Origin of the sequence: Haladaptatus sp. AB643 (assembly GCF_024136975.1) — an archaeon.
Classification (GTDB): Archaea; Halobacteriota; Halobacteria; order Halobacteriales; family Haladaptataceae; genus Haladaptatus.
Map to the genome: position 1 here is coordinate 75,364 of NZ_JAMYJW010000001.1, position 26,476 is coordinate 101,839.

Consider the following 26,476-nt stretch of genomic DNA (forward strand, 5'->3'; position numbering starts at 1 on the left):
TATACTCCGCTTACAACAACTGATACTATGAACCGGCTTTCTCGCTACGCTATCGGTCTCGTCGTCGGAGCGGCCGTGACCGGCGGTATCGCGCTCCTCCAACCACGGACGCCCGAATCATCGATTCTGCTCGCCGGAATCGCAGTCGTGTACACCGTCGGGACGGCGACGGCAATCCCGTACTGGTCGGCGCTTCGAACGAACGACGGTCCGAACTGGACTCAAGGTGCGTTTACCGGCGCATCGACCTTCGGTTGTCTCATGCTTCTGGACGGCGTCGAACCGACACCGAACCTCGCCGTGGCGGCCCTCGGTTTGGGACTTTCGTGGTTTGGATTCGTCGCCGGAGTCGCGTTCGAAAGCGGTCGTGAAACGTCCGTGTAGCTATCTGTAACTGCAAAAAACGTTCCAGCAGCGCCCGTTCCGACTACTCCAGCAGGAGCAGTCGCGGGTTGTGCAGGTATTCGAGCAGTTGGTTGGCGAACGACGCGACGACCGCGCCGTCGATGATGCGGTGGTCGATGGACATCGAAATCGGGAGCGTGTAGCGCGCTTCGACGTCGTCGTCGACGACGACCGGCCGCTTCTTGAGTTCACCGAGACCGAGGATACCGACCTCGGGGTGGTTGATGATCGGCGTCGCGTACTCGCCGCCGATGGCACCGAAGTTCGTGATGGTGAACGTGCCGCCCTGCATCTCCTCGCGCGAGATGGTGCGGTCGCGTGCCTTCTCGATGAGTTCGTTCATCTCCGAGGAGATCTGGAGCATGTCCTTCTTGTCCACGTCCTTGAGGACGGGAACCATCAGGCCGTCGTCCGTCGCAACGGCGATGCCGATGTTGTAGTAGTTCTTGACGACGATTTCGTCGTTCTCCTCGTCCAGTGCGCCGTTGAGGTACGGGTAGTCCTTCAGCGCGGCCACGATGGCCTTCAGGATGAACGGCATGTAGGTCAGCTTGATGCCGCGCTCATCGGCGACATCCTTGAGTTCGGCGCGCGTCTCGACCAGTTCCGTCACGTCGATGGAATCGTGGTGCGTGACGTGGGGCGCGGTGAACTTCGACTTCTGCATCTGCTTGCCGATGGTGCGCCGAATCCCGCGGTACGGAATGCGCTCCTCGCGCGGCCCGGTCTCGCCCGTCGCGACTGCGGCGGCGTCCGCGGCCTGTGCCTGCTGCTGTGCCTCGGCGTACTCCCGCACCGCTTCGGACGTGACGAACGCCTGTCCGTCACGTTCCTCGGTGGACGGAACGGCGTTGATGTCGATGCCCTGCTCGTCCGCGAGGCGGCGCGTCGCCGGTGCGGCCAGCGTGCGCTCGCGGTCCGCCGATTCGACCTGTGCCGGAGGAGCCGCGGTGGTCGTGGTTGTTGCGGCGCTGCCACCGGTCGTTCCGGTCTCGGTCGTCGTTTCGGATTCGACCGATTCCGCCTCTTCCTCGGTTTCCGATTCCGTCTCGTCTTCGGCGGCCGCTCGAACGTCGTGTTCGCTCACACGACCGCTCGGGCCGGTTCCTTCGACCGACGCGATATCGACGCCGAGTTCGCGTGCGAGCCGTCGGGCACTCGGTGCCGCGAAGACGCGACCGTCCGGCGTTTCCGTCTCTTCGGTCTCCGGGACTTCGGACTCTTCGGCCGACTCCGTCGTCTCCTCGGATTTCTCGCTTTCGGTCTCGCTCGGAGCTTCCTCCTCCTCCTCTTCGCCTTCGACGTTGAACGTGAGAAGCACGTTGCCGACCGGAACGACTTCGCCTTCCTCGGCGAGTAGCTCGTTGACCGTTCCGTCGACGGGCGAGGGAATCTCGACGATGGCCTTGTCCGTCTCGACCTCCGCGACCACTTGGTCCTCGGTAACGGGGTCGCCTTCCTCGACCTGCCAGCTGACGAGTTCGCCCTCCGCAACGCCTTCGCCCACGTCGGGCAGTTTGAATTCGTGTACCATGTCAGAAATTCACCGTGTCGCGGATGCCTTCCTTGATGCGCGTCGGCTCGGGCAGGTAGTAATCTTCGAGGCTGTACAGCGGGAACGGCGTGTCGAAGCCGGTGATGCGCTCGACGGGTGCCTCCTGGTAGAGCAGGGCCTCCTCCTGAATCGTCGCCGCGATTTCTCCGGCGAGGCCGCCCGTCTTGGGTGCCTCGTGGACGACCGCCGCGCGGCCGGTCTTCTTGAACGACTCGACGATGGTGTCCGTGTCGAGCGGCGAAACGGTTCGAAGGTCGACGACTTCCACGTCGATTTCGTCCTCCAACTCCTCCGCGGCTTCCATCGTCGGGCGGGTCATCGCACCCCACGTGAACACGGAGATGTCGGTCCCTTCGCGGCGTACTGCGGCCTCACCCAGCGGAACCTCGTAGGACTCCGTCGGGACTTCGTCGCGGAACGCGCGGTAGATGAGCTTCGGTTCGAGGAAGATGACCGGGTCCGGGTCACGGATGGCCGAGGTGAGCAGCCCCTTCGTGTCGTACGGGGTGCTCGGCATGACGACTTTGAGACCTGGCTGGTGGCTGTAGAACGCCTCCATCGACTCGGAGTGATGTTCCGGCGCTCGGATACCGCCACCGTAGGGCGCACGGACGACCATCGGGCAGGTGAATCGGCCGCGCGAACGCGTCCGAAGACGGGCCGCGTGCGAGACGATTTGGTCGAATGCCGGGTACATGAACCCAGAGAACTGCAGTTCCGGGACGGGTTTCAGGCCGTATGCGGCCATTCCGATGGCGGTTCCGACGATGCCGGACTCCGCGAGCGGCGTGTCGATGACCCGGTCGTCGCCGAACTCATCGTAGAGCCCCTCGGTGGCGCGGAACACGCCGCCGTTCTTCCCGACGTCCTCACCCATCACGACGACGTCCTCGTCCTGCTTCATTTCAGTGTACAGCCCGTCGCGGACTGCCTGCACGAGCGTGAGATTTTCCGATTCGGTAGTTGCCTGACTCATAATTTACTCCTCCAGAAGCGTTTCGTCTCCGTACTGCTCTCGGAGATGCTTGAACGATTCCATCTGTTCGCGAAGCCGCCGTGGCATCTCCGCGTAGACGTTGTTGAATATCTCCACGGCGTCCGGGCGTTCGACGGCTTCGGCCGCGTCGATCGCGTCAGCAACGTCTTGTTTGACGCCCTCGCCGATTTCCTCGACGTCCGACTCGTCCAATCGACCAGTGTTCAGGAGGAACTTCTCCATCCGCGGGATCGGATCCTTCTTCTTCCACTCCGCGACTTTGTCGTCGTCACGGTAGACGGTCGGGTCGTCGGCGGTCGTGTGGGCACCGAAACGATACTGAACCGCTTCGATGAGCGTCGGTCGCCGTTCGCCTTCGCTGGGGTTCTTGGCCTTCTCGACGGCTTCCTTCGTCACCTTGTAGACGGCGAGGGGGTCCATCCCATCGACCTGGACGCCTTCGAAGCCGTAGGCCTGTGCCTTCTGGGCGATGGTCGCACTCGCGGTCTGGCGCTCGCGCGGCACCGAAATCGCCCACTGGTTGTTGTTACAGAAGAAAACCGATGGGGTGTCGAAGACACCCGCAAAGTTCAGTCCTTCGTGGAAGTCGCCCTCGCTCGTCGCGCCGTCACCGAAGTAACAGAGGAAGGCTTTGTCTTCGCCTTTGAGCTTCGAGGCCCACGCCGCGCCGGTCGCGTGCGGGATTTGCGTGGCGATCGGCACCGCGACGGTGAAGATGTTGGCGTCGTCCGGGATGCGGTTGCCCGCTTCGTGGCCCATCCAGTAGAGCATGGTCTGTTTGAGCGAGAGACCACGGACGAGTGCCGCACCGTGTTCACGGTAACTCGGAAACATCCAGTCGTCGTCGGAGAGCGCGGAAACGCTCGCGATTTGTGCGCCTTCCTGCCCCGAGAGCGGCGGGTACGTCCCCATCCGTCCTTGTCGGTTGAGGCTCACCGCTCGTTCGTCGAAGTGACGGGCGAGGCGCATCTGGCGGTACATTTCCACCAGTTCCTCGTCGGAGAGGTCCGGCACCTCCATCCCGTCCAGCACCGTGCCGTCTTCATCCAGTATCTGTACTCGGTCCTGGGGGTCTTGGTGTACGATGCTCACGATCGAACCCATCCTGACATATGCGAAAAAACTCTCGCACGCATTATAGGGTTTTCGTAATTAACTTCCCATAGGAATTCCTTCACACACTATTTTTGAAGATCTGTCCTCCAATGTGTAGTAAAATTTCCCAATTTCCCATTTCCTCCCGAATTAAACTAGAATGCTGGACGTTTATGGTACCGGCCAAATTTACCAGATGCACGGATGTGTCCGTCGATGTGCTGTTTTGTACCCCATCTCCCACCTTATCCACCACCATTCGTAGCGAATCCCAGGGTCCTCTTTGCGGGTCGTTCCCCCGCTCGTCATACCGAGGCTCTTTGAGCCTCGCGGTTCGCGGTTACACCGCTCACTATACGGAGGCCCTCCGGGCCTCCCTCCTCGCCTGCTCCACACTCTTCCCGTCCCGGAGAATCGCATCCACGAACAGTTCGCCTGCCTTGTACGACGACCGAACCATCGGGCCGCTCGCACAGTAGAGGAATTCCAGTTCCTCCTCGGCGACTTCCTGCCAGGTTCTGTATTTCGCCGGATGTACGTACTCCTCGACGTCGAGGTGCATCCGTGATGGCTGGAGATACTGACCGAGCGTGACGATGTCGACGTCCGTCTCTCGTAGGTCCGAAAGCGCCTGATACACCTCGTGGTCGTACTCGCCGAGACCCAACATCAGGCTCGTCTTCGTGTAGATATCCGACTCGCGCGTGACCTGTTCGAGCACGCCGAGACTCTGTTCGTACCCCGCTCGCGGGTCGCGGACGTGCCCTTGCAGGCGTTCTACGGTTTCGACGTTGTGCGCGATCACATCGGGGTCCGCGTCGATTATCTTCCGAACGAGTTCCTCTTCGCCTTGGAAGTCCGGGATCAGTACTTCCACGAGGATTCCGGGATGGCGTTTCTTGATCTCCCGAATCGTCTGTGCGAAGTGTTCGGCACCCTGCCCTTCGAGGTCGTCGCGGTCGACGGACGTGAGCACCACGTAATCGAGACCGATCTCCGCGATGGCGCTCGCCACGTTTGCCGGTTCGTTCGGGTCGAGCGGTTCACCGCCCCCGGTGTCGACGTCGCAGAAGCCACAACTGCGGGTGCACTTGTGGCCCATCAGCATGAAGGTGGCCGTCCCGCCGCCCTCGCTACCTCTTCCGCTCCAGCACTCCCCGAGGTTCGGGCAGTTTGCCTCTTCACAAACCGTGTGCAAATCGTGCTCCCGGAGCGTTTGTTTGATTCCCGTGAACTCCTGTCCCGACGGAGGTCGCATCTTCAACCAGTCGGGTTTGCGCCGCCCACTCATTACCAACGGGTTGGGTCCCCCACGACAAAAGGATAGGGTATCGTCCGGGGACCATGCGTATTCGGCTATCGTGTCCGTCTATTCTCCGTTTTCGGGATGGAAACGTTCGAATACCGTGCACACCCGTGTGACAAGTAGCAAATAACAATGTCTTTGCTCTTCCTAGTAGTTTCGCTATGGCTACGAATCGCGACACACAGTCCAGCGGCGGCATGCGGACGAACGGATTGGATTGGTTCAGTATGCTCCTCGTCATCATCGGTGCGCTCAATTGGGGAATCCTCGGAATCACCGGTTTGACGGGCGCACGAATCAACGTCGTCCGTTGGGTGATGGGGCTATTGTTCTTGCCCAACGTCGCTCAAATCGTTGCGGACCTCATCTACGTCGTTGTCGGTCTCGCGGGACTGTATTTCATCTACACCAGTTATAAAATCGGTCGTGCGAACAGACGGGCACGACAGCAAACAGCACAGCAGACGGAACCACAACAAACCGAGTAACGATTTCGGCTCTCCGCGTTCTTCTTTTATATCCTTTTGCTGCAATATCTATAAATACTATCAAGATTTTATAACTCATATAACGGGATAAACCATGCTAAATGTTTCACGGGAGGAAATCACCGAGGGATCCCTGGTACGGGCCCTCCTCTTGCTCTCTGCACCGCTTATTATGCAGAGTCTCGTCCAAGTCGTTCAACAGATCGCCGATATTTTTTGGCTTGGTCGACTCGGAGAAAATTCAGTTGCCGCTGTCGGGATAAATTTCCCCCTGACGTCGCTCCTGTTTTCGGTTTTCATGATCTCATTCGTCGGAACACAGGTTCTCGTCTCCCAGCATGTCGGAGCGGACGAACAATCGCTCGCCAGAAGGGCAGCGTTTCATGGCATATCACTCGGACTGGCTTTTGGTGTCTCCCTTACCGCTCTCGTATTCGTATTCGGTAGAAGTTTTATCGATCTGTTCGGTGCCGAACCCGACGTCGCGTCGCAAGCCTTCACGTATCTTCTCGTCTTCTCGTTCGGTTTTTCGTTTATCGGGATGAGCGACTCCATCGAGGCGGGGTTTATCGGGTGGGGTGACTCACGCGCTGCGCTTTATATCAACGCCATGGCAGTCGTCGTCAACGTGATTCTCGACCCGATTCTGATCTTCGGTACCGGTATCCCGAACTTCCATGGATGGAACATCGCCGGCGCTGCGTTGGCTTCGGCCATCGGATACGGTTGTTCGTTCCTCTTGGGACTCGGCATGATGATCCGTGGCCGGAACGGTTACACGCTCACACGGGAATCGATGGTCGTTCGAGTGGAAAAGTACCGGGAGTTATTGGATATCGGCATCCCCATGTTCGGTCAGCAGGCCGCTGGACAGGCCGTTCGCGTTCTCATTATCGGTGTCGTCACAGCCGTCGGTGGTCCTGCGGCCGTCTCCGCATACACCATCGGTGCGACCATCTCCAGCATCGCGTTCATCCCGGCGGGTAGCTTCAAAAAAGCCGCTCAGAGCATCATCGGACAAAACATCGGTGCCGAGAATCCCATGCGCGCGAACAGGACGACGTGGGTCGGCGTCGCCGTCTCCGTGGTCGGTCTTTCGATAATCGGCGTGATTCAGTGGTTTATACCCGGTCTTCTGACGAACTTGTTCGTCCCCGATATCTCCCCGGCTGCGTACCAGCTCACGGTCGATTACCTTCGAATCCTCGTCTTCGGCTACTGGGCAATCGGCGCGATGAATGTCTTCAGTGCCGGGTTCAACGGTATCCGCGAGACCAAAACGACGATGATCGCCGATATGATCAAATACTGGGTGATTCGCCTCCCGATCGCTGTTATCGGTGTTTTCTGGCTTCACTACGACGTACATGCCGTCTTCTGGGCCGTCACCATCTCGAACTGTGTCGCCGCGGTTGGATTCGGTGCGTACTACTACTACCGCACAACCGACGGTATGACCCAGCGCGCAGTGCGGGACATCAGCGGTACCGTGGACGATTGAGACGTTCGTTTTACGCCGTTTTTATAGTGATGACTCCCATGTCACTGTATCGTCATCACTCGCCGGTTGAAAGGGGAAAGAATGGGAGCGCGGAGCGTGTAACCGCGTCCGAAAAGAACCACCCAGACTACTTAAAGACACGGTGGGTAGAGTGAAAGTGAAATCGGTAGCAAGCAGCGAGGAGATCCCGTTGTCTGACGATTGGCAGACACCGACGTCTGACGGTCGTCGTACATAAATCATTTGGTCGTTCGCACGTGGACATTTTGCTCCCCTATGAACCGCCGAACTCGGCTTTCGAACGCATCATTCCCCGGCCACGAAATCGGCTCTTCGACGTCGAGTTTCGCCGGGTCACCCACGTACACGTTGATTCCGTCCTGAACCTGAACCCGGCAGTAGAGACCATGTGACACTCCCTCGTAGTTGTCCATGGCTTGGATGTCGCTCGTCTCTAGCAATCGCCCCTCCGTCACGCCACCCGGGACGAGCGTCGGATAGCGCCCTTCGACGCGATGTAACCCGACGAGTGTGGCCTCTCCGACGAATTCGAACTGCTCGACCACGGCCCCTGCACGGTCGGGGTCGGTCAACGTCCCATAGACGAATACCCTCATGAGGTGGTCCACGGAGAATCGTGAGTTAGTCCTGCTGGCTAGCTTCGCCGTTCACGATGGTTACTACCGAAATCTGAAAAAGGGAAAGTGGTAGGACGATTGAGAACAATAGTCATCCCATATGACCGACTCGAATTTCGATACGACCGGTATCGATGGCCCGCACGCGGGGCAACCCGTCGTCACCTCGGGTGCGCCGCTTCCCGATGCAACGGCGGCGATGGTGCTGGTCCACGGTCGGGGTGCAACCGCTCGAAGTATTCTCGAACTCGCGAACGAGTTCGAGTACGACGAAGTCGCGTTCATCGCGCCACAAGCAGCACACAACACGTGGTATCCGCAGTCGTTTCTCGCACCGCTCGAATCGAACCAACCACATCTCTCGTCTGCGTTGGAACTCCTCGGAACGATAGCTTCCGACGTCGAATCCGCCGGGATATCGTCGGACCGGACGTTCTTGCTCGGGTTCTCACAGGGCGCTTGTTTGGCGAGCGAGTTCGTCGCGCGGAACGCACGCGAGTACGGTGGCGTCGCAGCGTTCAGCGGTGGTCTCATCGGACCGGAAGGCACACCACGCGAGTACGAAGGCTCGCTCGACGGCACTCTCGTCTACCTCGGCTGTGGCGACCGTGATCCACATATCCCCGTGGAGCGTGTTAACGAAACCGAGGAGGTACTGACGGGATTGGACGGTTCCGTTACCGAGCGCATCTTCGATGGGATGGGACACGGTGTCGTCCAGGAAGAAGTCGCCCACGTCGACCGGATGCTCAACAGTCTTCTCGACGATTAACCGTTCTCGACGATACCGTCCATACCGATAGACCGCTTGCTTCGGGAGTGACCACTGTGACCATCGACCGCTCATTGACGGTTCGCCGTCCGAGCGACGACCACTGTGGTTACTGGTCGAAGTCATCCATCTCGAAAAGGTATCCGCAAATCGGTAACCGGCGCGATATCTGCGTGATGTCTGCGCGTCGTCAGCGATCGTCGACCCGTCTTATCGCTCGTCGATGGGGACGAATTCGAGGTCCTTGTCGCCGATGTACTTCGCACGTGGGCGGATGAGGCGGTTGTCGTCGTACTGCTCCAGCACGTGTGCGATCCAGCCACCGACACGCGAGAGCGCGAAGATGGGCGTGTAGATGTCGATGGGGATTCCCATCTGGTAGTACGTCGATGCCGAGTAGAAGTCCACGTTCGGCGCGAGGCCCTTCTCTTCTTTTATGTACTCCTCGATGGCGACGGACATCTCGTACCATTTCGTGTCGCCTGCGGCCTCGCCGAGTTCCTCGCTCTGCTCGCTGAGGATTTTCGCGCGGGGGTCCTTCACGTTGTAGACGCGGTGGCCGAAGCCAGCGACGCGTCGTCCCTCGTCGAGTGCGTTGTCGATCCACTCGGTGGCACCCCGGTCGCTGTCGTCGACCTCCTTCAGCATCCGCATGACGTTGGCGTTCGCGCCGCCGTGAAGCGAACCGGAGAGCGTTCCGATAGCGCTCGTCACGGCGCTGTGCAGGTCCGCGAGCGTGCTCGCCGTGACCATCGCCGAGAACGTCGAGGCGTTCAGGCCGTGGTCCGCGTGGAGCACGAGCGCTTGGTCGAACACGTCCGCGAGCACGTCGTCCGGTTCCTCGTCGTTGAGCATGTAGAGGAAGTTCGCCGCGTGTCCGAGGTCGGTCCGGGGTTCGACCGGTTCGTCCCCGTTTCGGATGCGCGCGAACGCCGCGAGAATGGTCGGGACTTTCGCGGTGATACGACGACCCTTCCGGAGGTTCGCCTCGCGGTCTGCCGGGTCGCTTTCGGCATCGTCGGGGTCGTACGTCGCCAGCATCGAGACGGCGGTACGGAGCGCTCCCATCGGTTCCGAGTCCGATTCGGCGAGTTCGCGGACGGTCTCCATGACGCCATCGTCCACATCGCGCGCCTCGGACATCTCGTCGCTGAACGCGTCGAGCTCGTCACGAGTCGGCAGTTCACCGTGCCAAAGGAGATACAAGACTTCCTCGTAACTCGCGCCACGAGCGAGGTCTTCTATCGTGTAGCCACGGTAGATGAGCTTTCCTTCGTCACCATTGATGTGACTCAGTGCTGACTCCGCAACGACAACGCCCTCCAAGCCTTTTTTAACCTCGTCTGCCATATCATGATGATTCTCGGGGTAGGCGCAAAAGGATTATCTTTCGTGGTCGTTCCACCGAGACCGCCACGAGAGCTGTCACGGCGGTTCGTGAACGGATTTGTCTGGAGTGTTATGGTTGTGATATTCGTGGCCGTTCTATCTATCAGATAAAGATCAATTCTTCATCGATTGTCACGGGATTCTGGCCGCGTTTCGACGACGTGCGGTCGTTTCGGAGACGGTCCCGCTTCAAAACACGAGTCGCAACACGCCGATGACGACACCGGCGGCGACGAGGCCCGCTCCCCAGAGCATGGAACCGCCGGGGGCGGCACCGATGAGAAACGAGACGATACCGGAGATGATGAGCGAGACGCTCGCGTGGCTTCGTAGTGACATGGGATTTCATTGGTGGTTCACTTAAAAAATCGGCTGGCACAATACGAAAGCAATTCAAGTAGGGTCGTCTTTCCTCGCCGGATTCACCGGACGAAGCGACACTTCCTCCGAGTCGTTCACTCGTCCGAATCGCTTCCGGCGAGCAGGTCGCTCGCCGAGAGGAGCGCTTCCATCTCGACGTCCGCGTCGGCCAGATTCTCGCGGCCGCCTTCCTCCCGGTCAACGACGACGAGGATTTTGTTCACTTCTGCACCGGCGTCGCGCAGAGCCTCCACGGCGTCGACCGCGCTCTGACCCGTCGTGACGATGTCTTCGAGAACGACGACTTCCTCGCCCTCGTCCAGTCGGCCTTCGACGAGGTTGGCCGTGCCGTACTCCTTCTGTTTCTTTCGAGCGATGACGTAGGGAGTGTCCGTCTCGACGCTCGTCACGGCCACGAGCGGAACCGCACCGAGAGCCACGCCCGCCAATTTCGTCCCGTCGAGGCGCTCCGCGAAGGCTTCCGCGATGAGCGAGAGACAGTGCGGGTCGGTCTCGAAGAGGTATTTGTCCACGTAGTAGTCGCTCGTCCCGCCGTGGGAGAGTTCGAATTCGCCGTACTGGACGGCGTCCGCCGCACGCAAGGCCTCGATGAGTTCCTGATTCGCCATGTGCGAGTCGGGGCGGCGAGGCGGGTTAAAAGTAGTACTTTTCCGGCGCTCTCACGGTCGGTTCGTCCCTACCACGGTTCGTTCTTGAGTCCGAGCGCGTACGCGATGCCGTTCGTCACGAGGTGGAGGAGCGGCGTCAACACGAACACGACGACGAGGACGGGGAGTGTGAACGTCTTCGTGGTCCACGTCGGCGCGGCGAACAGGGTGAGCAGGAGCGACATCACGACGAAGTCGAGTTGGTCGATGCCCGGGAACGCCGCGCCGCGCTCCCGTCCCGTCCGTCGTTTCAGGAAGGACGCGGTCATGTCCCCCAGCATCGCACCCGCAGGGAGGGCGATGATGGCGGCGGGAGGAAATTGGTCGGGAAGAGCCACGCCCAGCGCACTCGCCACGGGGGAATGAATCGCGTTGAGGATCAGCGCCAATATCGCTCCGGCGACGATTCCCGTGGCCGTTCCGCGCCACGTCTTACCGTCGCCGAGCAGTCGCTTGCCGTTCCACGTCCGTCCGCCGTCGATAGGCGCACCGCCGCCCGCGAGCACCGCGAAGTTGTTCGGCACGTAGGCGGGCAACATCGCCCACACCGCGACGACGATAGTTTCGAACACGTCCACGCCGGAACCAGTCATATCGGGATAGATACTCTCCGGGTCTTAAGTCTCCATGGTCTGGAGCGGAATCGATGGCGGTGGATTCCGGTAGTTGCCGTGAGTACAATATACAATGATAAGGTACGGGGGCTCAAAGTACAAGCCATGATACCACCGATTGCCAGTCGGTTCGTGGCTGGTGAAACGCCAGCGGAGGCGCTGGAATACACGCGGGATCTGAATCAGCGGAACGTTAGCGTTATCCTGAACCTCCTCGGCGAGCACTACCACGAACGGGGTCCGGCGGACGAGGACGCCGAGGTGTATCTTCAACTGCTCGAAGACATCGAGCGCTCGGACCTCTCGGCTTGCGTTTCGGTCAAACCGTCGCAGGTCGGCTTGGACGTCGGTACGAACGTCTACCACGAGAACATGGAGCGAATCGCGGACGCGGCCGACGACACGTTCGTCTGGATAGACATGGAAGACCACACGACGACCGACGCGACCCTCGACATCTTCGAAGACCTCACCCGCGAACACGACGGTGGCATCGGTGTCTGTGTGCAGGCGAACCTCAAACGAACAGAAAAGGACCTCGAACGCCTCGCCGACCTCCCCGGCAAAGTCCGACTGGTAAAAGGTGCCTACGACGAACCGCCGGAACTCGCGTACAAGCAAAAAGAGCGCGTCAACGCCGCCTACCGCGAATATCTGGAGTTCATGTTCGAGGAGTTCGACGACGGAATCGCCGTCGGAAGCCACGACCCCGCGATGATAGAGTACGCGAAGGAACTCCACGAGGAACACGGTACGGACTTCGAAATCCAGATGCTGATGGGTGTGCGCGACGACGCACAGTACGAACTCGCACAGGAGTACGAAGTCTGGCAGTACGTTCCGTACGGTGGCAAATGGATGTCGTATTTCTACCGCCGTGTGATGGAACGTAAGGAGAACCTGTTGTTCGCGGCGCGTGCTGTCCTCGGCAGATAGTCAAAAACGTTGCAACTAGTTTATATTCCTGCAACCAAACGCTACACCCAAATGTCTTCGTGGAAACGTGACGCCGCCAGCGGTCTCATCGTTTTGGCCCCCCTATTGGTCTCTGCGTATATCATCGCGTGGCTGTTCATGAAAATCGCCGGGTTGCCGTTCCTGGTGGGCCTTAGCAGCTTCGCTTACTTCGGTGGAGCCATCACTATTCCCGGCGTTCTCGTCCGCGTCGGCATCGTTCTCGCCGTGTTCACCGCGCTCGTCTTCAGCATCGGCTATCTCATGCGGACGACGCTGGGAAGCGTTATGGAAAACACCATCGACGGCATCATGAACCGTGTCCCCGGTCTTCGGATCGTCTACAACGCATCGAAGATGGCCGCCGAAACCGCGCTTTCCGACACCAACCAACTCCAGAAACCCGTCAAAATCGAGACGTGGAACGGTCTCCGCATGACCGCGTTCAAAACCGGGAAACAAGCCGAAGACGGCCGCGAACTCCTCTTCTTGCCGACTGCCCCGAACATCACGACCGGATTCGTCATCGAAGTCGAACCGTCCGAGATCACCGAGACGGACGAAACCGTCGAGGACGCCCTCACCCGAATCCTCAGCGCCGGATTCGGCGAAAACAGCAACGAGGGGATTCCGATAAACGTCACCGACGAAGCGAGTGACAGACAAGAAACCCCGCCGTCGCCCTGAGTCCCACGACACCGTTCTCTCTTCGTCTCGAAACGTGACACTGTCGAGTAAAATCTGCCATCCTTTTGGGGATCGAACGAGTGTCGTTTCGTATGGAATGTCCCGAGTGTGATGGCGAGCGACGATCCTTCGCCGTCCCGTCCGAACTCCGTGAGAACGTTCCGTTCCGATCGGATTCAGTCCTCCTCTGTACGCGTTGTCTCGCCTTCGAACCGACCGACGACCCCGAAGCGGAACCGTCGAACTACGCCACGATCAGCGACGAACTCCCGGACGACCCGAACACGGCCGCAGCGATGGCTCTCGCAACCGCTTTCCTCTCCTCGCTCGCGCTCCATCGTCAGCATATCGACGCGCTGTTCGACTACGTGGAAGCGAACGGAGTCGATCCACTGCTCGTCCTCGACCGACTCGCTGACGACCCGGAACTGCAACCGAATTTCGACATCGAATCGCGTCGCCAACAACTGCTCCAACTGCGGGACTGATCCCTTCAAGCCTCAACTTTCATCATCCCGACCCACAATTAGGGAGATATGCCGAACGATTGCATCTTCTGTCAGATCGTCGCCGGAGACATCCCGAGTAAAACCGTGTACGAGGACGACTCCGTCCTCGCGTTCCTCGACGTGAACCCGCTCGCGCCGGGCCACACGCTCGTCATCACGAAGGACCACTACGAGACGTTGGGTGACCTCCCCGAGGACACAGCAATGGACCTCTTTTCGGCGCTCCACGAACTCACGCCCGCCGTCGAGACCGCAGTGGACGCCGATGCGAGTAACGTCGCGTTCAACAACGGGGAAGCATCGGGACAGGAGGTTCCGCACATCCACGGACACATCATCCCGCGGTTCGAGGACGACGGCGGCAAGCCGATCCACGCCGTCGCGGGGGACCGCCCGGACCTCTCCGACGATGAACTAGACGAGATCGCCGACGACATCAGCGGCAGTCAATAACTGTATCTTTTTATACCATTACGGATATATTTCGATTCGAACACGTGAAACGAACTGCCGCATTCGTCGGTGCGACCGGTGGAGCAGGGACCACACGCCTCTGTCTCGAAACGGCCGCCATCCTCTCTCACGTCGGACACGACGTGGTAATTCTGGATGCCGCCTTCGGCACGCAAGGATTGTCTCGCTACGTTCCCGATCGCATCGATACCGACATCACCGCACTGCTGATCGACGACGACCACGGAACGGACGGGGAGTTCTCCGACGCGCTCATCGACCATCCGGTCGAAACCACAGGTCGGCTCTCACTGTGTCCAGCGTATGCACCCTTCGAACGCATCGCTCGCGCCAAAACTGTAGACGCCGCTCAAGCGTTGGAAACACTCGTCGAACGGGCCTGCGACGACTTCGATCACGTCATCATCGATACTCCTCCTGTCGCCGGGAACCAAGCTGTCGCGGCCGTCAACGCGGCTGACACCGTCGCCGTCGTCGCCCCGGCGTCCCGACGCGGAGCGGATGCAGTTCAGGGAATTCGCGGCCGTCTCGCCGACCTCGGCACGGACGCGGACACCATCCTCGCCAATCGCGTCGAATCCCCGGACGAGGACTATTTGGGTGATGTTCCGACGATTCCGAGGGACGACGCAACCACAGTCGAATCGATTCCAGCGAGCGCGCCCGAACTCGACACCTCGTTTTCACCTGCAATCGTCGCTGCCACTGAAGCCGTGTTCGACACGTCGCTCGATGTCGAATTTCCGGAGGAGGGATTGCTCGACATCGACCCGGACGACTACCTTCCGGAGTCACTCCGGCAATAATTCCATCGTCGAACGGATCGCCAGCGGATTCTCACAGCAAGTCGCCGACGTCGCTCATCGTCTCGGCTAACACGTCCCTCTTTTCCACGCTAGCGTGTCTGTCGAGCGCCAACGCGCTTTCGACCGTTTCCGCCGCTCCGTCCAGCGGCTCGTGCGTTTCGATGAACGTCGCCAGTGCGAACTCGGTTTCGCTCGCTCCCGAGAGCGTGAACGCTTCCGACCGGGAGAGGTTCGCTGAAAGCCAGTCCCGAACGAGTTCGTGACCCATCGACGAGAGTGGGGAAACCCCGTTCACGCCGAGCAAGTGAAGCGTCTTTGCCGCCGTCATGGGGGCGACACCAGCACGCCGAGCGCTTTCACCGACCGATGCTCCCGCAGCGTGTGCTTCCACGATGCATACCGCCATTTCCGTCTCGCACGGCAACGCATCACTGAACGCCGCCAACCGATCGTGGAGGTCCCGTTCCGTGTCATCCACGGTTGCGACGCCGTGATTCTTCTGCTTGGCCGTGACCTCAAGCCCGGCGGCGATATCCGACAGCGCCATGTGTACTCCTCGTCCCTCCCTCGACTTTAACGTTTGTGACAAGTATCATATTTGGTAATTACGTCCCGCAACGTACCGGTAACCGGTACGTTCCTCCCGTCCAAATCGGGTTCGTTTCCCGAATTCGACGTTCGTTTAAATACCATCTCGGACGAAGTTTCACTTGTGATGAGTACGACACAACACCTCACTGAAGCGTGTCCCGAATGTCATAGCCGAGTCCGCACGCGCGGTTCGGAAACCGTCTGCACCGAATGCGGCCTCGTCGTCGCCGAGGACAACCTCGACCGTGGCCCGGAGTGGCGGTCGTTCGACGACGACGACACCGACCGTAAGCGCACTGGCGCGCCGCTCACGCGTTCCCGCCACGACCGGGGACTGACGACCGAGATCGGATACAAAAACAGCAGCGTCCGGCTGACGGGCCGCAAACGACGCCGCGTGATGCGCATGCGTCGCCAGCACAACCGCGCCCGAATCTCCTCCAAGGCCGAGCGAAATCGCGTCTACGGCTTCACCGAAATCCGTCGGCTCGTCGGTGCGCTCCAACTGTCCGCGAACATCCGCGACCGCGCTTGCGTGCTGTTCGAATCCGCGCAAGGTGAAGACCTGCTTCGCGGGCGTTCGATAGAGGGCTTCGCCTCTGCGGCGGTGTACGCGACGTGCCGAACGTCGGCCGTCTCCCGTACGCTGGACGAAATCGTCGAGCGTGCCCGCGCCGACCGCTCGGAACTGACTGCGGCCTACGACGCACTGAACCGAGAACTTGGTCTCCCCATCGGTCCGATCGACCCGCGCGAGTACCTGCCGCGATTCGCCAGTCGACTCGACCTCTCGATGGAGAGCGAACGACGCGCCGAAACGCTCGTCACGAAGGCGGAACGGAAGGACCTCATCAGCGGTCGCAATCCCAGCGGTGTGGCCGCCGCGTGTCTCTACGCAGCGGCCCGCAACTGTGACGAACGTGTCACCCAACGTGCCGCCGCAGAAGTCGCCGACGTAACGCCCGTCACGCTCCGCTCGACGTATCACGACCTCCGGGAGTAAATCACCCGTCCGAGTTCCGCGAACCGTTCTCTTGTATCGCTTTCCGGCGTAGCGGTTGCTACAGGGCGGCCGTGCCGCTGTGCGTCCGCAATCACGGTCGATTCCGGGAGCGTCGTCACTGGCGCGCCGAGCGTCCGTTCGACGATTTCGGTCGGTGGATCGTTCCGCACGCGATTCAGTACGACGCCGCACAATCCTGCACCGAGTTCCCGCGCGAGCACCTTCGTTCGAACCGCGTCCGCCAACGCGAACCGTCGCGGAACCGTCACGAGGACACAGCTATCCGCCGCAACCAACGGAAGTCCCGCGTCGGCCGACATCCCTGCCGGACAGTCGATTATCACGAGGTCATATTCGTCGGCGACCTGCTCTACCGCGCTGACGAACCCCGTCACGTCACATGCGCGCGCTCCCGCCAGCGTGCGGCCACACGGGAGCATCGACACACCACCGACGGTCGAAATCGCCTCCAGTGGCTCCGCCCGCCCGGCGAGTACGTCGTGTAAATCCGGGCCGTGGCACGTCGGCAAGTCCGCCATTGCGAGGTCGGCATCGACCACGACACCGCCGAGTTCTGCTCCGAGATTCAACGAGACAGTCGATTTCCCGACGCCACCTTTGCCTCCCGTTACCGCCAAGATCATATCTTCCTCTCGACGGAATGCGTCTCCCGTGCTGCTGCAATCCGTTCCCGTACTGTACCGACCCGTTTCGCAACCGAATCGAGCGTTCGTCCATCGGCTTCGAGTTTCCGTCTCAACTCCTGCTCACGAGTCTGCTCGTTCACATTCTTCGCCCCCATTTTTCCCTCGTTGGCTTCGTATCGCTCCGTTCGCGTCTCGATACCCGATAGCCACGCCTCGACGGCGTCGGGGAGTTTCGTCGGGTGTGGCATCGGTACCACGTCCGCAGGTGGTCGAGCATCACCGAGTGCTCGGATGACACCCGTCGCTGTCGGTTCGATTTCTAGTTCCCCATCGATCATCCCTCGCTCCGTGTCGCTCACCGATGTTTCCGTCCTCGGCGCTCGTTCGGTCCACACGATTTCCGCAGGCGGTGAATCTTGATTTGGACCGGTCGCTACCGCGTAGCCAAGGGCGCGCCGTTCGTCCGCCGCGACGACGCCTTCGAACCCGCCTTCGTCCCACCCTGCTTCCGGAACGCCGTTCCGTCGCGGCGGTCGAATCTCACCATCGAGTCGGTTCCCGATACGAATTCTCACGGGAACCGTCGTCGTGTTTTCGACCACCAGTTCGACCAGTGTGACGGTTTCGACCCTCCCGTTCTCCTCGTTTACCGTCCAGTGAAGCGTCACCATGCCCCGGGTTGGTCCCGTCTTCGTTCTTAAACCTGTAGTACGGGAGCATCGAGACACTCAGCGGCGCTTTTTGACGTGTCGAAGCGGTCACACGCCAGCACGATGGGTGCTCGAACTCGCGCCACGCGAGCGATTGCAAGCGCGGCAGTCACTGGATCCCCTTCGAACGTTCCCGGATCGGTCGTTCGGCCACGTCCCGGAACTGCTTTGATCGCTGAATCGAACCGCTCGTGAATCCGTCGAACCAAGTGGCGACGGGCACTCCGTTCGAGGTTCTCCTTCCGGTCGCGGAGACGCAATCGTTGTTCCCGAGCATTCCTTGCGGCTTGTTGTCGTTTTCGGGCCGCTTCGAGGGTCTGCTCGGCGGCAATACGTTTCGTCTCCAGTTCGGCTAACTCCCGCGTCATTCTCTGGAGGTCGGATTCAGCACTATCGAAATCCCCCTCGACCTCCCGAAGGGCCTGTACGCGTCCACGAAGTGCCGCGACCTGTTCTCGTAACCTGGTTTCCGATCCGCTCGCGTCCGCAACCCGTCTCCGCTCCGGGCGAAGCGAGACATCGCCGATATCGAGCGAGTACATCCGTTCTTCGATGTGTTCTATCTCTTCGTCCTGCGGTGCGTTCACACCGAGCGAACGGGCGGCGGCGGCCAATGCTGGTCGAGGACGAATCGACATCCCTGACTCGATACAACCGATGTACTTGTGTACCGGACCCGGGTCTCCACAGATAATACTGATTCCCCCCGTTTCGGTGCCCGACCGAACTGCCGCTACGATGTCCTCCGGCGCTACCGAGCCTCCCGAGAGGTCGATTGCCCGCCCCCGAAACGTCTTCTTCTCCGTTTCGACGTTCATAATTCCGCGTTTCGCATCGAATCCGGCGACGGATGTTCGGTTCCCACGGCGAACTTCTCGTACGGCGTGCTCGGCTTGTCGCGCTTTTCGTACGCGCTTGCGGCCGAACGGACCGTCTCCGGCACGTCACGAAACTCGTTCAACGGTTCGGTGCGTTCCAGTTGTACATCGGCTCCGTGCTTCTCGTACAACCGAAGCGCGAGGAACGCACCCAACTCCGTCGATTGCAGGAGCGCTGCCCGACCAAATCGTCTGACGACGCACGTTTCATGCGTCGTACAGACGTTCCGGAGTGTCTGCCGAGCGGCACGGGAGTACGTAATTATCAGCAACACACCATTCGTTGGTAGATGATGTGTTTTAAAATTAACTACCGAGTTCTCACGTTCCACTCGTTGCCATCGAATTCGACAACGGCGTCGAACAGTGTTTTCAGCGTATTGATGGTTTGTGAGTCGTGGGCGTCCGGGTCGAGATGGAAGTGTGCGGTCACGTCCGCGGTAGTGAATCGACCGGTGAGGACGTGCAGAAACTTGTAGACGGTTTGAACGTCGGAATACTGGAGCAGTGCTGTCAACGAGTGAAAACAGGCAACGGTTTTGTTACCGTCTCCGTGCCATTGTTGGAGCACTTCGCTGATTTTGATACCAAGCCCGGTCAAATCACCGGGATTCGAGAGCGTGTCGATAACTGCGTCGGTCGGCGTTTCCCCCATCGATGCCGACGTTGCAACCGATCGTACCGTCTCGCCGACACTAAGGAATCGGAGGTTCGCGGGACGACCACCCGCATGAGCGAGCCAATCCTGTAGACATGCATCCGGTGAGCGTGTAAAACTAACCCAGAGGACGTCCTCCTGTTCCGGCGGTGTCTCCGTGAGCATGTCGATACATGCTTCGTCGGTTTCCGAACGCATGGAGGGCGCGAGAACGAGAATACTGGCTTCGTCATCGAGCGCTGCCGAAACCCTACTCATCTCGGGTTGTCCTCGACGACGTTGTGCGTGCTCGCTACGTTGTCCATCCCGTACCATCGCTCGTGTATCATAGAGCCACCTGCATTATTATGGATTTGATAAACTCCCCGACATCTGTCGACCATGTCTCATTTGATACACCTCCACACACACGCAGTTGTTACTGTTCTACTATATCCAGAGCATGTTTATCTAGTTTTCCATCTATACTATATTATCGGCTATTGACACCCTTGATATCGAATTCCACCGTCTCGTCGTCGAGTAGTTCGGCTACCCGCTCGGTTGCTTCCGTTTTCGATTCCGCGACGACGGTGATCCCCATTGCACGTTCGTCGCCACACGCTCGATACACGGACAGATCACGTTCTGCTTCGAATTCGGTAGCGTACGTTTGCAAGACCGTCAGTACTCGTCGCTGCGTCTCACGTAACTCGTCCTCTCCGGATTCGAAATCCGAAAGTGCATTCTCTATATTTCTGAGTGCGGAGATTCGGTCCATCTTACGTCGTTCGAAGGTGGTTCGTCGATGGCTCGTAGACCTCTCCTTTCTGTTTCAGTTTGTCGATCTCGTGTTCCGCCTTCGACGGGTCCATGTTGATCTCTTCCGCCCTGTCGAGGACGACATCGACAGGTGCGCCATCGTCGTACTCCTCCTCGATACTTGCGATGAGCTGTTTGATGTTCTTGATCCTGTCCCGCTGTGTTTTCGAGGTTCCCGTTTCAACCACGTCGGCGTCGAACTGCCCGGTTTCGGGGTCCACGCCGATATCTTGCAGGCACGACCGAACGATTTCGATGACGCGATCCGCGTCCTTCCCTTCGACGGTGTCCGACAACCGAACGCGAGCACTCGCTTCTGCGAGCCGAACTAATGCCTCCAATTTCCGGGCAGTAACCGGAATCGGGGCGTCCTCGTCCGTACCTTTCGAGCGCAAATCGACGTAGAAATCGCGAATCGCTTCGCGTGCCTCCGCACTCATCGTCGGATAGACGTTCGATTTCGAATAGGCGATGTACTTCCGCAGGAGTTCGGCGTCGATGGCCGGAGCCACTTCCTCGGTCTGGCTGTTGACCTGCTCTTCCGTGATGTTCGGCGCGTTGATTTCGGTTCGCTGTGTGTTCAACTCGCCAGCGAAGTTGGTTTGGAGGATGTGTTCTGCGAGCCGTGAGTCGTGATCCGGGTCCGGTTTGTCCGTCACCGTGAAGATGAGATCGAATCGCGAGATGAGCGCCGGTTCGAGGTTGATTTGCTCACCGATGGATTCGTACTGGTCGAACCGCCCGTACTTCGGGTTCGCTGCGCCCAGAAGCGAACAGCGGGATTTTAACGTCGCGTTAATCCCGGCTTTGCTCACGCTGATCTTCTGCTGTTCCAGTCCCTCGTGCATCGCGGAGCGGTCCTCCGGACGCATCTTGTCCAGTTCGTCCACCGCCGCGATACCTTTGTCCGCGAGGACGAGCGCACCGGCTTCGAGCGTCCACTGCTGGCCGTCCCCGAAGTCGTCGCGGACCGCCGCTGCAGTGAGACCTGCCGAGGACGAACCTTTCCCGGAGGTGTAGACGGATCGTGGCGCGATATGTTGAATATATGATAGCATCTGGCTTTTTCCCGTACCAGGATCACCGATTAAAAGCATGTGAAGGTCGCCACGAATCCGCGACCCGTCGGGGAGGTGTTTGGTCACACCGGAGAACAACTGGAGGATCATCGCCAACTTCTCCTGCTCGTAGCCGTAGATGGCCGGGGCGATGGAATCGACCATCTGTTCGTAGATGTCTCCCTCGTTCGAGAGTTCGATAATTTCTTTTTTGTCCTCGTCGGTGATGTCCATGTCCTCGAACTCCTCGTCTTCGATTTCGACCGAGACGCCGTCCATGTAGACGTCGAAGACGGCGGACTTCTCTTGGCCGCTCCCTTGCTGTTCGAGGTGGAGTATTCCCGTCACGATGACGTGGTCTCCGGGGGAAACCTGTCCCGTGATGTCGTCCTCGATGTGGATGTCGATGCTCTGTGGAGTTTCACCGCCGCGAAGCCCTTCCGGACTCTCTTGGACGCGAATCTTCTGCGAGTCGATGAACTCGGACTGGTCGAAGTTGATGCGGAACGGGCCTTGCCGTTCACAGCCCTGACACTCGTGTGGTTCCTGGAAATCGCCACCCGCTTGCGGGATGTAGGTAAGGGTTCCACAGCGTTGGCACTCGAAGGCGGCCTCCTGAATCTTCGGCCGTACACCGGTCGCTTTTCGAACGATCCCTTGCACGCTCACCATCGTGTTGACGTGCCGGGCACGGATCGCGCGGATATCCGTGTGTTCCGGCAGTCCACGAAGGCGGACGTGCGCTTGCCCGAGACTCACGTCTACGGGAAGGTCGTACAGACGGAGCGCTTCCTCGGCGTACTCCTGTAACTGCTGTGGTTGGGCGAGATAGTCGTCGGCGATGTCCGCATCGTATCGGTAGAGGTCGTCCCAATCGACGTGCAACGAACGCTTTTCGTTGGGATACTGCTGGGCCAGATCCCCGATCTGGTCGCTGTAGTATCGCCGATAGAACTGCTCGAACCGATCTATCAGTTCCGTATTTTCCGCGCGAGCCATTCATGGGTCTTTGGTGCTCGATCGGGTAAGAAGTTTCGCAAATTACCGTCAAGCGTGAGCCACCGGTACCGACTCGAAATCCCGGACTAGCTTCGGAATCGATCCGGGGAGATATACCACGTTTTCGGTCCCGACTCGAACACGAACGACCTCCTCCTCCGCTTCCATCCCGCACAGCAGTCGGCTCACGCTCGACCGCGACCACTCTGTTTCGGTGATGATCTCCTGCTGACGCATCTCGCCGTCCCGCGCCGCCAGCAACTCCACGACGTGTGCCTCCGGTGTCCGACCCGTTTCGAACGCGAATTCCTCCATCGTCCGCCGTCCCTCTCGTTCTTCCTGCTCCGACTCCTCGCTCCTTTCACTCGCGCCCCTCTCGCCGCTCGGCAGCCTTCGCTTCAACCACCCCATGATGACTTCATCGATCCCTTGTCGTGGTCCAACAATTCTCATACTCGACACTATTACACATTACCAAAGTATAAGTTATATGGTGTTTTTATCAATCATCCGTCCGGCAATTCTATCTCGCATAACTACCGCCGCAGAACACCCGACTTTCATAAACAACTTGCATGTGCAACCACACGTGGCACCTCCCCATGAACGCAACCCCCACAGGCATGTTTGGACCACTCGGACCACTCACTGTCGGCAAGAAGGCCGCCAAGTTCGGTTATCGTCGCTTCGGTAAGAAAGGTGCCGTCGTGTTCGGTATCGGTGCCGTCGGCGGCTATCTCGTCCTCAGAAAGAAGGTCAAATCGATGCTGAAAGGAGAAGTGACTGATTCCAGTTCATCCGGCGAACAGACTGGAAAGAGCGAAGGGACAGCATAAGCTTCAACTCTTTTTCTTGCATCCCTCGCGGCGTTGCCGTTCGCATCGAGGCGCTTTGCGCCTCGCAGTCGCTCACGGTATAGCCGTCCAAGAATGGGATCGCCCGGATTTGAACCGGGGTTATCGGCACCCAAGGCCGAAAGGATACCAAGCTACCCCACGATCCCGTACCTTTCAGTAGCGCACTCCCCCTGTAAAGCGTTTCGTTTGGCTTTCGATTATTCGTCCTCGCCGAACAGTTCGAGGTCGGCGACGATTTCGAACGGTTCCTTGTCCTTTCGGATACCGTCGAGGATTTTGAACGCCTCGTCGGGCGCGAGGAAGTGACTCGTGATGACCCGTCCGAGGTGGGTCGGCGAGAAGCCGTGGATGAACTCGTATTCGAGCAGTTTGCCGAGCGCGTGCTTCGTCGGGACGTCGCCGATCATCCGGTCGTTCAGACGCTTCGCGGCCTTCCCGCCGACCGTGATGTTCGCCAGCGTCTCCTCGATCGCGGAACTCTCGTCGTAGAGCGTGTGTACGTCCTCCATCTCGCCCTTGAGGAGCTTGAACGCCACCTCGTCCTCGGACATCTCCATGCTGTTGTGATAGCTCCCGTCCGGTTCCACGAGGACGTAAACTTTCCCGCGGTCGTGATAGTCCGGTCGCCCCGCACGGCCGAGCATCTGGTGGAACTCCTGGACGGTGAGCCACTCGATTCCCATCGCCAACGAGTCGAAGATGACCTGCGAGGCCGGGAAGTCGACCCCGGCGGCGAGTGCGGCCGTCGTAACGACCGCCGCGAGGTCCTGCTCCGCGAACATGCGTTCGACCTTCTTGCGCCGTCCGTAATCCAGTCCGGCGTGGTACGGCGCGGAGTTGTACTCCAACTTTCTGGAAATCTCGTGACAGCGCCGCCGCGAGTTGGTGAAGATGATGGTCTGGCCGCGATACCCCTGTGAGGATTCACGGTCGAACTCGCGCTTGACGAGTTTGTTCTCCGTGACCGGTTTCTCCTGCCCGCTGGCGAACGTGACGTGGCGCTCCAGCGCGACCGGGCGCTCCTCGAACTCGACCAAGTTCGCTCGCAACCCCTGGGCCAAATCCTTTGGATTCCCCACGGTTGCGGAGAGATACACCCACTGTGCGCCGTCGTAGTCGTCGTGCTGTTCGGCTCGTTCCTCGCAGTAGTATTTCAGCCGCGAGATGAGGCCGTCGAGACGGTGACCGCGCTCCTGCTCTTGCAAGGTATGGACTTCGTCGATCACCACGGTTCCGATGTCGCCCAGGTTCCGTCCGGTGCGGAGCGCGTGGTCGATTCCCTCGTAGGTTCCGACGATGATGTCCGCGCTCGGGTCGAAGTGGTTGCCGTCGTCACGCACCCGACTCGCACCGACGCGGATGGTGACGTTGGCGAGGTCGCCGTACTCCTCCTTGAAGTCCTCGTGCTTCTGGTTCGCCAGCGCGACGAGGGGAACGAGAAAGAGCATTTTGCCTTTCCCGTTCAGCATGCGGTCGAGCCCCGTCATCTCGCCGACGAGCGTCTTTCCGGTCGCCGTCGCGCTGACGACGAGTTGGTCGTCCCCGTCGAGGAGGCCGTTCTGTACCGCGAGGCTCTGGACGGGGAGCAGGGTATCGAATCGCGATTCGAGCAGGTTCTGGATGCCGGGGTGGAGGCTGAGCGAATCGGTCCGCTCCAGTTCGATGTCCTCGACGTTCGCGCTTATCTCGTCGAACTTCGTCAGGTCCGGGTCGAGTCGTCCTTTGAGCAGGTTCGTAATCCGTTTCAGGTCCTGTACTTCCAGCAGGAGGTCTTCGAGTCGGTCCTGTGCGGCACCGGTCAGGTTCCCCCTGAACGAGAGTTCCCGCTCCAGTTCGCGGGTCGCACAGTCGGGACAGATGTACTCGTCGCCCGTATCGATGGCCGTCTCGCCGTTGATCGGCGAATAGCGTCCTTTGTTGGCACACAACCGACACGTCCGCACCGCCTTCGCGTCCAGTTGGTAGCCGTCGAGCATTTCCTTCAGTTCGTTCCGGGCTTCGGACGAGGTCTGTTGTGAGATTCGGATTCGGTTCGCGTTTCGCGCGAGTTCGACGAACTCGTCGGGACTGCGCGGCTTTTCGCTCGATCCGTCCTTCAACAGAAACCGGGCGGGCCGTGGCCCCGCATCCGTCTCCTTCAGTTCGAGGATGGCGCGGAACTGTCGCTCACCGTCCCGTCGGGCGACCACCTGATAGCCCCTGTCCGTCTCGTGGCAGAAGAGCGTCTCCACCTGCTGGGCCTGCTTCGACACGAGACATGCTACACACCGGAGCTATTTCAGCGATTCGAACGACACGGCGACACACGATCGAAAAATCGCCGTGATAGACCGTGGCATCACTCGAAGAAACGTGACCCTACCGACCTTCAATCGGACAATAACGGCACTGTAACGTCGTTATTCGCTCAATACCGTTTCACAACCGGCTCATAACAAAGCCGGTCCGACCGGTAGCCGTGGACAGAGCGCAGTAGCGCTGCAAGGTAGCATATGAAAGGCACGCAAGAAGAAGAACTCCCACGGCGTTTCGACGAGGACGTTGTCCTCGAAATCGAAGACGGTTCCGACCGAAAGCGACCGCTCGTTCGAATGACCGATACACAGCAAGACGCCGCGTGGGTATCGGCGTCCATCGACGCCGTTATCTCTCTCTCCGAATATCGTTAAACGAGTTTATCGTTAGACGAGTTGAATCTCGTCGTCCCCGTTCGGCACCGCACAGATGAACGCACCGGGTTCGTCGCTCTCGTTTCGATACCAGTGAACTACTTCCGCCGGAATCAACAGTGAATCCCCTGCGCTGACTTCGTACTCCTCGTCACCGATGCCGACGACGTACTCGCCTTCCAGCACGAACTGTTCGTGTTCGACTTCGTTCGTGTGTTCGGGCACGGTCGCGCCGGGTTCGAGCGTGAACCGCCGGATGGCGAAGTTCGGCGCGTCCTGTTCCTCGCCGATGAGCACTCCTTTCGCCATGCCGTCGGCGGCCCCGACGGGTTCGTAGTCGATGTCGTCCGCGTTTCGCACGATAGGTTCGGACATACTCGCCCGTTC

General features: G+C 59.6%; 32 protein-coding genes and 1 tRNA gene. 12 read left to right on the plus strand and 21 right to left on the minus strand.

The features are described 5' to 3' along the window. The first annotated feature begins 27 nt into the window (after positions 1-27). Positions 28-384, plus strand: coding sequence for a hypothetical protein (locus tag NKF25_RS00400; RefSeq protein ID WP_253224781.1), 357 nt, complete (start codon positions 28-30; stop codon positions 382-384). A 43-nt stretch (positions 385-427) separates the two neighbouring features. On the opposite strand, the gene NKF25_RS00405 is transcribed toward NKF25_RS00400, so the two are convergent. From NKF25_RS00405 to lipA, 4 genes are all read right to left on the minus strand, one after another. Continuing rightward, a complete protein-coding gene (locus NKF25_RS00405) occupies positions 428-1,939 on the minus strand; it encodes a 2-oxo acid dehydrogenase subunit E2 (protein WP_253224782.1) in 1,512 nt (503 codons plus the stop codon). A gap of 1 nt (position 1,940) precedes the next feature. Beyond that, a complete protein-coding gene (locus tag NKF25_RS00410) occupies positions 1,941-2,936 on the minus strand; it encodes an alpha-ketoacid dehydrogenase subunit beta (RefSeq protein ID WP_066139787.1) in 996 nt (331 codons plus the stop codon). 3 nt (positions 2,937-2,939) lie between these two features. Next, positions 2,940-4,049, minus strand: coding sequence for a pyruvate dehydrogenase (acetyl-transferring) E1 component subunit alpha (gene pdhA, locus NKF25_RS00415; RefSeq protein WP_253224783.1), 1,110 nt, complete (start codon positions 4,047-4,049; stop codon positions 2,940-2,942). Positions 4,050-4,404: 355 nt separating this feature from the next. Continuing rightward, positions 4,405-5,343: a lipoyl synthase gene (lipA, locus tag NKF25_RS00420; RefSeq protein ID WP_066139791.1), complete on the minus strand. Its 939-nt coding sequence runs from the start codon at positions 5,341-5,343 to the stop codon at positions 4,405-4,407. Positions 5,344-5,519: 176 nt separating this feature from the next. On the opposite strand from lipA, the gene NKF25_RS00425 reads away from it, so the two are divergent. Together NKF25_RS00425 and NKF25_RS00430 are read left to right on the plus strand one after the other, a co-directional pair. After that, complete coding sequence (locus NKF25_RS00425; protein ID WP_066139794.1) at positions 5,520-5,846, plus strand: DUF378 domain-containing protein; 327 nt, start codon at positions 5,520-5,522, stop codon at positions 5,844-5,846. A 172-nt stretch (positions 5,847-6,018) separates the two neighbouring features. Next, positions 6,019-7,347, plus strand: a complete 1,329-nt coding sequence (locus NKF25_RS00430; RefSeq protein ID WP_253225574.1) for an MATE family efflux transporter — start codon at positions 6,019-6,021, stop codon at positions 7,345-7,347. 239 nt (positions 7,348-7,586) lie between these two features. On the opposite strand, the gene NKF25_RS00435 is transcribed toward NKF25_RS00430, so the two are convergent. Continuing rightward, the gene (locus tag NKF25_RS00435; protein ID WP_253224784.1) at positions 7,587-7,964 is read right to left on the minus strand and encodes a gamma-glutamylcyclotransferase family protein; all 378 of its coding nucleotides are present in this window, start codon (positions 7,962-7,964) and stop codon (positions 7,587-7,589) included. Between the two features lie 121 nt (positions 7,965-8,085). Here NKF25_RS00435 and NKF25_RS00440 point away from each other — a divergent pair, with 121 nt between their 5' ends. Continuing rightward, positions 8,086-8,757: a dienelactone hydrolase family protein gene (locus NKF25_RS00440; RefSeq protein ID WP_253224785.1), complete on the plus strand. Its 672-nt coding sequence runs from the start codon at positions 8,086-8,088 to the stop codon at positions 8,755-8,757. 210 nt (positions 8,758-8,967) lie between these two features. On the opposite strand, the gene citZ is transcribed toward NKF25_RS00440, so the two are convergent. The 4 genes from citZ to NKF25_RS00460 all read right to left on the minus strand — a co-directional run bounded on the left by citZ (position 8,968) and on the right by NKF25_RS00460 (position 11,752). After that, on the minus strand, positions 8,968-10,107 hold the full coding sequence (gene citZ, locus NKF25_RS00445) for a citrate synthase (RefSeq protein WP_253224786.1): 1,140 nt from the start codon (positions 10,105-10,107) through the stop codon (positions 8,968-8,970). Positions 10,108-10,335: 228 nt separating this feature from the next. Further along, positions 10,336-10,485 (minus strand): hypothetical protein, encoded by a 150-nt coding sequence (locus NKF25_RS00450; RefSeq protein WP_190303682.1) that lies wholly within the window; start codon positions 10,483-10,485, stop codon positions 10,336-10,338. A gap of 116 nt (positions 10,486-10,601) precedes the next feature. Beyond that, entirely contained in the window at positions 10,602-11,135 is a 534-nt protein-coding gene (pyrE, locus tag NKF25_RS00455; protein WP_066139809.1) for an orotate phosphoribosyltransferase, read from the minus strand. Between the two features lie 68 nt (positions 11,136-11,203). Continuing rightward, positions 11,204-11,752 (minus strand): CDP-2,3-bis-(O-geranylgeranyl)-sn-glycerol synthase, encoded by a 549-nt coding sequence (locus tag NKF25_RS00460; RefSeq protein WP_253225575.1) that lies wholly within the window; start codon positions 11,750-11,752, stop codon positions 11,204-11,206. Positions 11,753-11,893: 141 nt separating this feature from the next. Here NKF25_RS00460 and NKF25_RS00465 point away from each other — a divergent pair, with 141 nt between their 5' ends. From NKF25_RS00465 to NKF25_RS00485, 5 genes are all read left to right on the plus strand, one after another. Further along, complete coding sequence (locus NKF25_RS00465) at positions 11,894-12,724, plus strand: proline dehydrogenase family protein (RefSeq protein ID WP_253224787.1); 831 nt, start codon at positions 11,894-11,896, stop codon at positions 12,722-12,724. A gap of 51 nt (positions 12,725-12,775) precedes the next feature. Then, positions 12,776-13,429, plus strand: coding sequence for a DUF502 domain-containing protein (locus NKF25_RS00470; protein ID WP_253224788.1), 654 nt, complete (start codon positions 12,776-12,778; stop codon positions 13,427-13,429). Between the two features lie 92 nt (positions 13,430-13,521). Beyond that, complete coding sequence (locus NKF25_RS00475; RefSeq protein ID WP_253224789.1) at positions 13,522-13,917, plus strand: DUF6276 family protein; 396 nt, start codon at positions 13,522-13,524, stop codon at positions 13,915-13,917. A gap of 48 nt (positions 13,918-13,965) precedes the next feature. Then, a complete protein-coding gene (locus NKF25_RS00480; protein ID WP_253224790.1) occupies positions 13,966-14,391 on the plus strand; it encodes an HIT family protein in 426 nt (141 codons plus the stop codon). 44 nt (positions 14,392-14,435) lie between these two features. After that, positions 14,436-15,218, plus strand: coding sequence for an AAA family ATPase (locus NKF25_RS00485; protein WP_253224791.1), 783 nt, complete (start codon positions 14,436-14,438; stop codon positions 15,216-15,218). Between the two features lie 31 nt (positions 15,219-15,249). Here NKF25_RS00485 and NKF25_RS00490 read toward each other — a convergent pair whose 3' ends face one another. After that, positions 15,250-15,765, minus strand: coding sequence for a hypothetical protein (locus NKF25_RS00490; RefSeq protein ID WP_253224792.1), 516 nt, complete (start codon positions 15,763-15,765; stop codon positions 15,250-15,252). 168 nt (positions 15,766-15,933) lie between these two features. Between NKF25_RS00490 and NKF25_RS00495 the strand changes: the two genes are divergently transcribed. Beyond that, entirely contained in the window at positions 15,934-16,812 is an 879-nt protein-coding gene (locus NKF25_RS00495) for a transcription initiation factor IIB family protein (RefSeq protein ID WP_253224793.1), read from the plus strand. Here NKF25_RS00495 and NKF25_RS00500 read toward each other — a convergent pair. From NKF25_RS00500 to NKF25_RS00535, 8 genes are all read right to left on the minus strand, one after another. Next, entirely contained in the window at positions 16,794-17,456 is a 663-nt protein-coding gene (locus NKF25_RS00500) for a P-loop NTPase (protein WP_253224794.1), read from the minus strand. The genes NKF25_RS00495 and NKF25_RS00500 overlap by 19 nt on opposite strands. After that, a complete protein-coding gene (locus NKF25_RS00505) occupies positions 17,453-18,130 on the minus strand; it encodes a hypothetical protein (protein WP_253224795.1) in 678 nt (225 codons plus the stop codon). The genes NKF25_RS00500 and NKF25_RS00505 overlap by 4 nt, the downstream gene beginning before the upstream one ends. Before the next feature lie 26 nt (positions 18,131-18,156). Next, on the minus strand, positions 18,157-18,987 hold the full coding sequence (locus NKF25_RS00510) for a hypothetical protein (RefSeq protein ID WP_253224796.1): 831 nt from the start codon (positions 18,985-18,987) through the stop codon (positions 18,157-18,159). Then, on the minus strand, positions 18,984-19,322 hold the full coding sequence (locus tag NKF25_RS00515) for a hypothetical protein (protein ID WP_253224797.1): 339 nt from the start codon (positions 19,320-19,322) through the stop codon (positions 18,984-18,986). The genes NKF25_RS00510 and NKF25_RS00515 overlap by 4 nt, the downstream gene beginning before the upstream one ends. 35 nt (positions 19,323-19,357) lie before the next feature. Continuing rightward, positions 19,358-19,963, minus strand: a complete 606-nt coding sequence (locus NKF25_RS00520) for a hypothetical protein (protein WP_253224798.1) — start codon at positions 19,961-19,963, stop codon at positions 19,358-19,360. A 214-nt stretch (positions 19,964-20,177) separates the two neighbouring features. Next, positions 20,178-20,465 carry a hypothetical protein gene (locus NKF25_RS00525; protein WP_253224799.1) on the minus strand — a complete coding sequence of 96 codons (288 nt, stop codon included), beginning with the start codon at positions 20,463-20,465 and terminating at the stop codon, positions 20,178-20,180. A 1-nt stretch (position 20,466) separates the two neighbouring features. Further along, positions 20,467-22,563, minus strand: coding sequence for a minichromosome maintenance protein MCM (locus NKF25_RS00530; protein ID WP_253224800.1), 2,097 nt, complete (start codon positions 22,561-22,563; stop codon positions 20,467-20,469). 48 nt (positions 22,564-22,611) lie between these two features. Continuing rightward, on the minus strand, positions 22,612-23,016 hold the full coding sequence (locus NKF25_RS00535; protein ID WP_253224801.1) for a helix-turn-helix domain-containing protein: 405 nt from the start codon (positions 23,014-23,016) through the stop codon (positions 22,612-22,614). A gap of 149 nt (positions 23,017-23,165) precedes the next feature. On the opposite strand from NKF25_RS00535, the gene NKF25_RS00540 reads away from it, so the two are divergent. Continuing rightward, entirely contained in the window at positions 23,166-23,399 is a 234-nt protein-coding gene (locus NKF25_RS00540; protein ID WP_223301715.1) for a hypothetical protein, read from the plus strand. A gap of 94 nt (positions 23,400-23,493) precedes the next feature. Here the strand turns inward: NKF25_RS00540 and NKF25_RS00545 are convergent. Together NKF25_RS00545 and NKF25_RS00550 are read right to left on the minus strand one after the other, a co-directional pair. Then, a tRNA-Pro gene (locus tag NKF25_RS00545) sits at positions 23,494-23,566 on the minus strand. 51 nt (positions 23,567-23,617) lie between these two features. Then, on the minus strand, positions 23,618-25,672 hold the full coding sequence (locus NKF25_RS00550) for a DEAD/DEAH box helicase (RefSeq protein WP_253224802.1): 2,055 nt from the start codon (positions 25,670-25,672) through the stop codon (positions 23,618-23,620). Between the two features lie 240 nt (positions 25,673-25,912). On the opposite strand from NKF25_RS00550, the gene NKF25_RS00555 reads away from it, so the two are divergent. Further along, entirely contained in the window at positions 25,913-26,089 is a 177-nt protein-coding gene (locus NKF25_RS00555) for a hypothetical protein (protein WP_253224803.1), read from the plus strand. A 12-nt stretch (positions 26,090-26,101) separates the two neighbouring features. Here the strand turns inward: NKF25_RS00555 and NKF25_RS00560 are convergent, their stop codons facing one another. Beyond that, complete coding sequence (locus tag NKF25_RS00560; protein ID WP_253224804.1) at positions 26,102-26,464, minus strand: cupin domain-containing protein; 363 nt, start codon at positions 26,462-26,464, stop codon at positions 26,102-26,104. Positions 26,465-26,476: the final 12 nt, after the last annotated feature.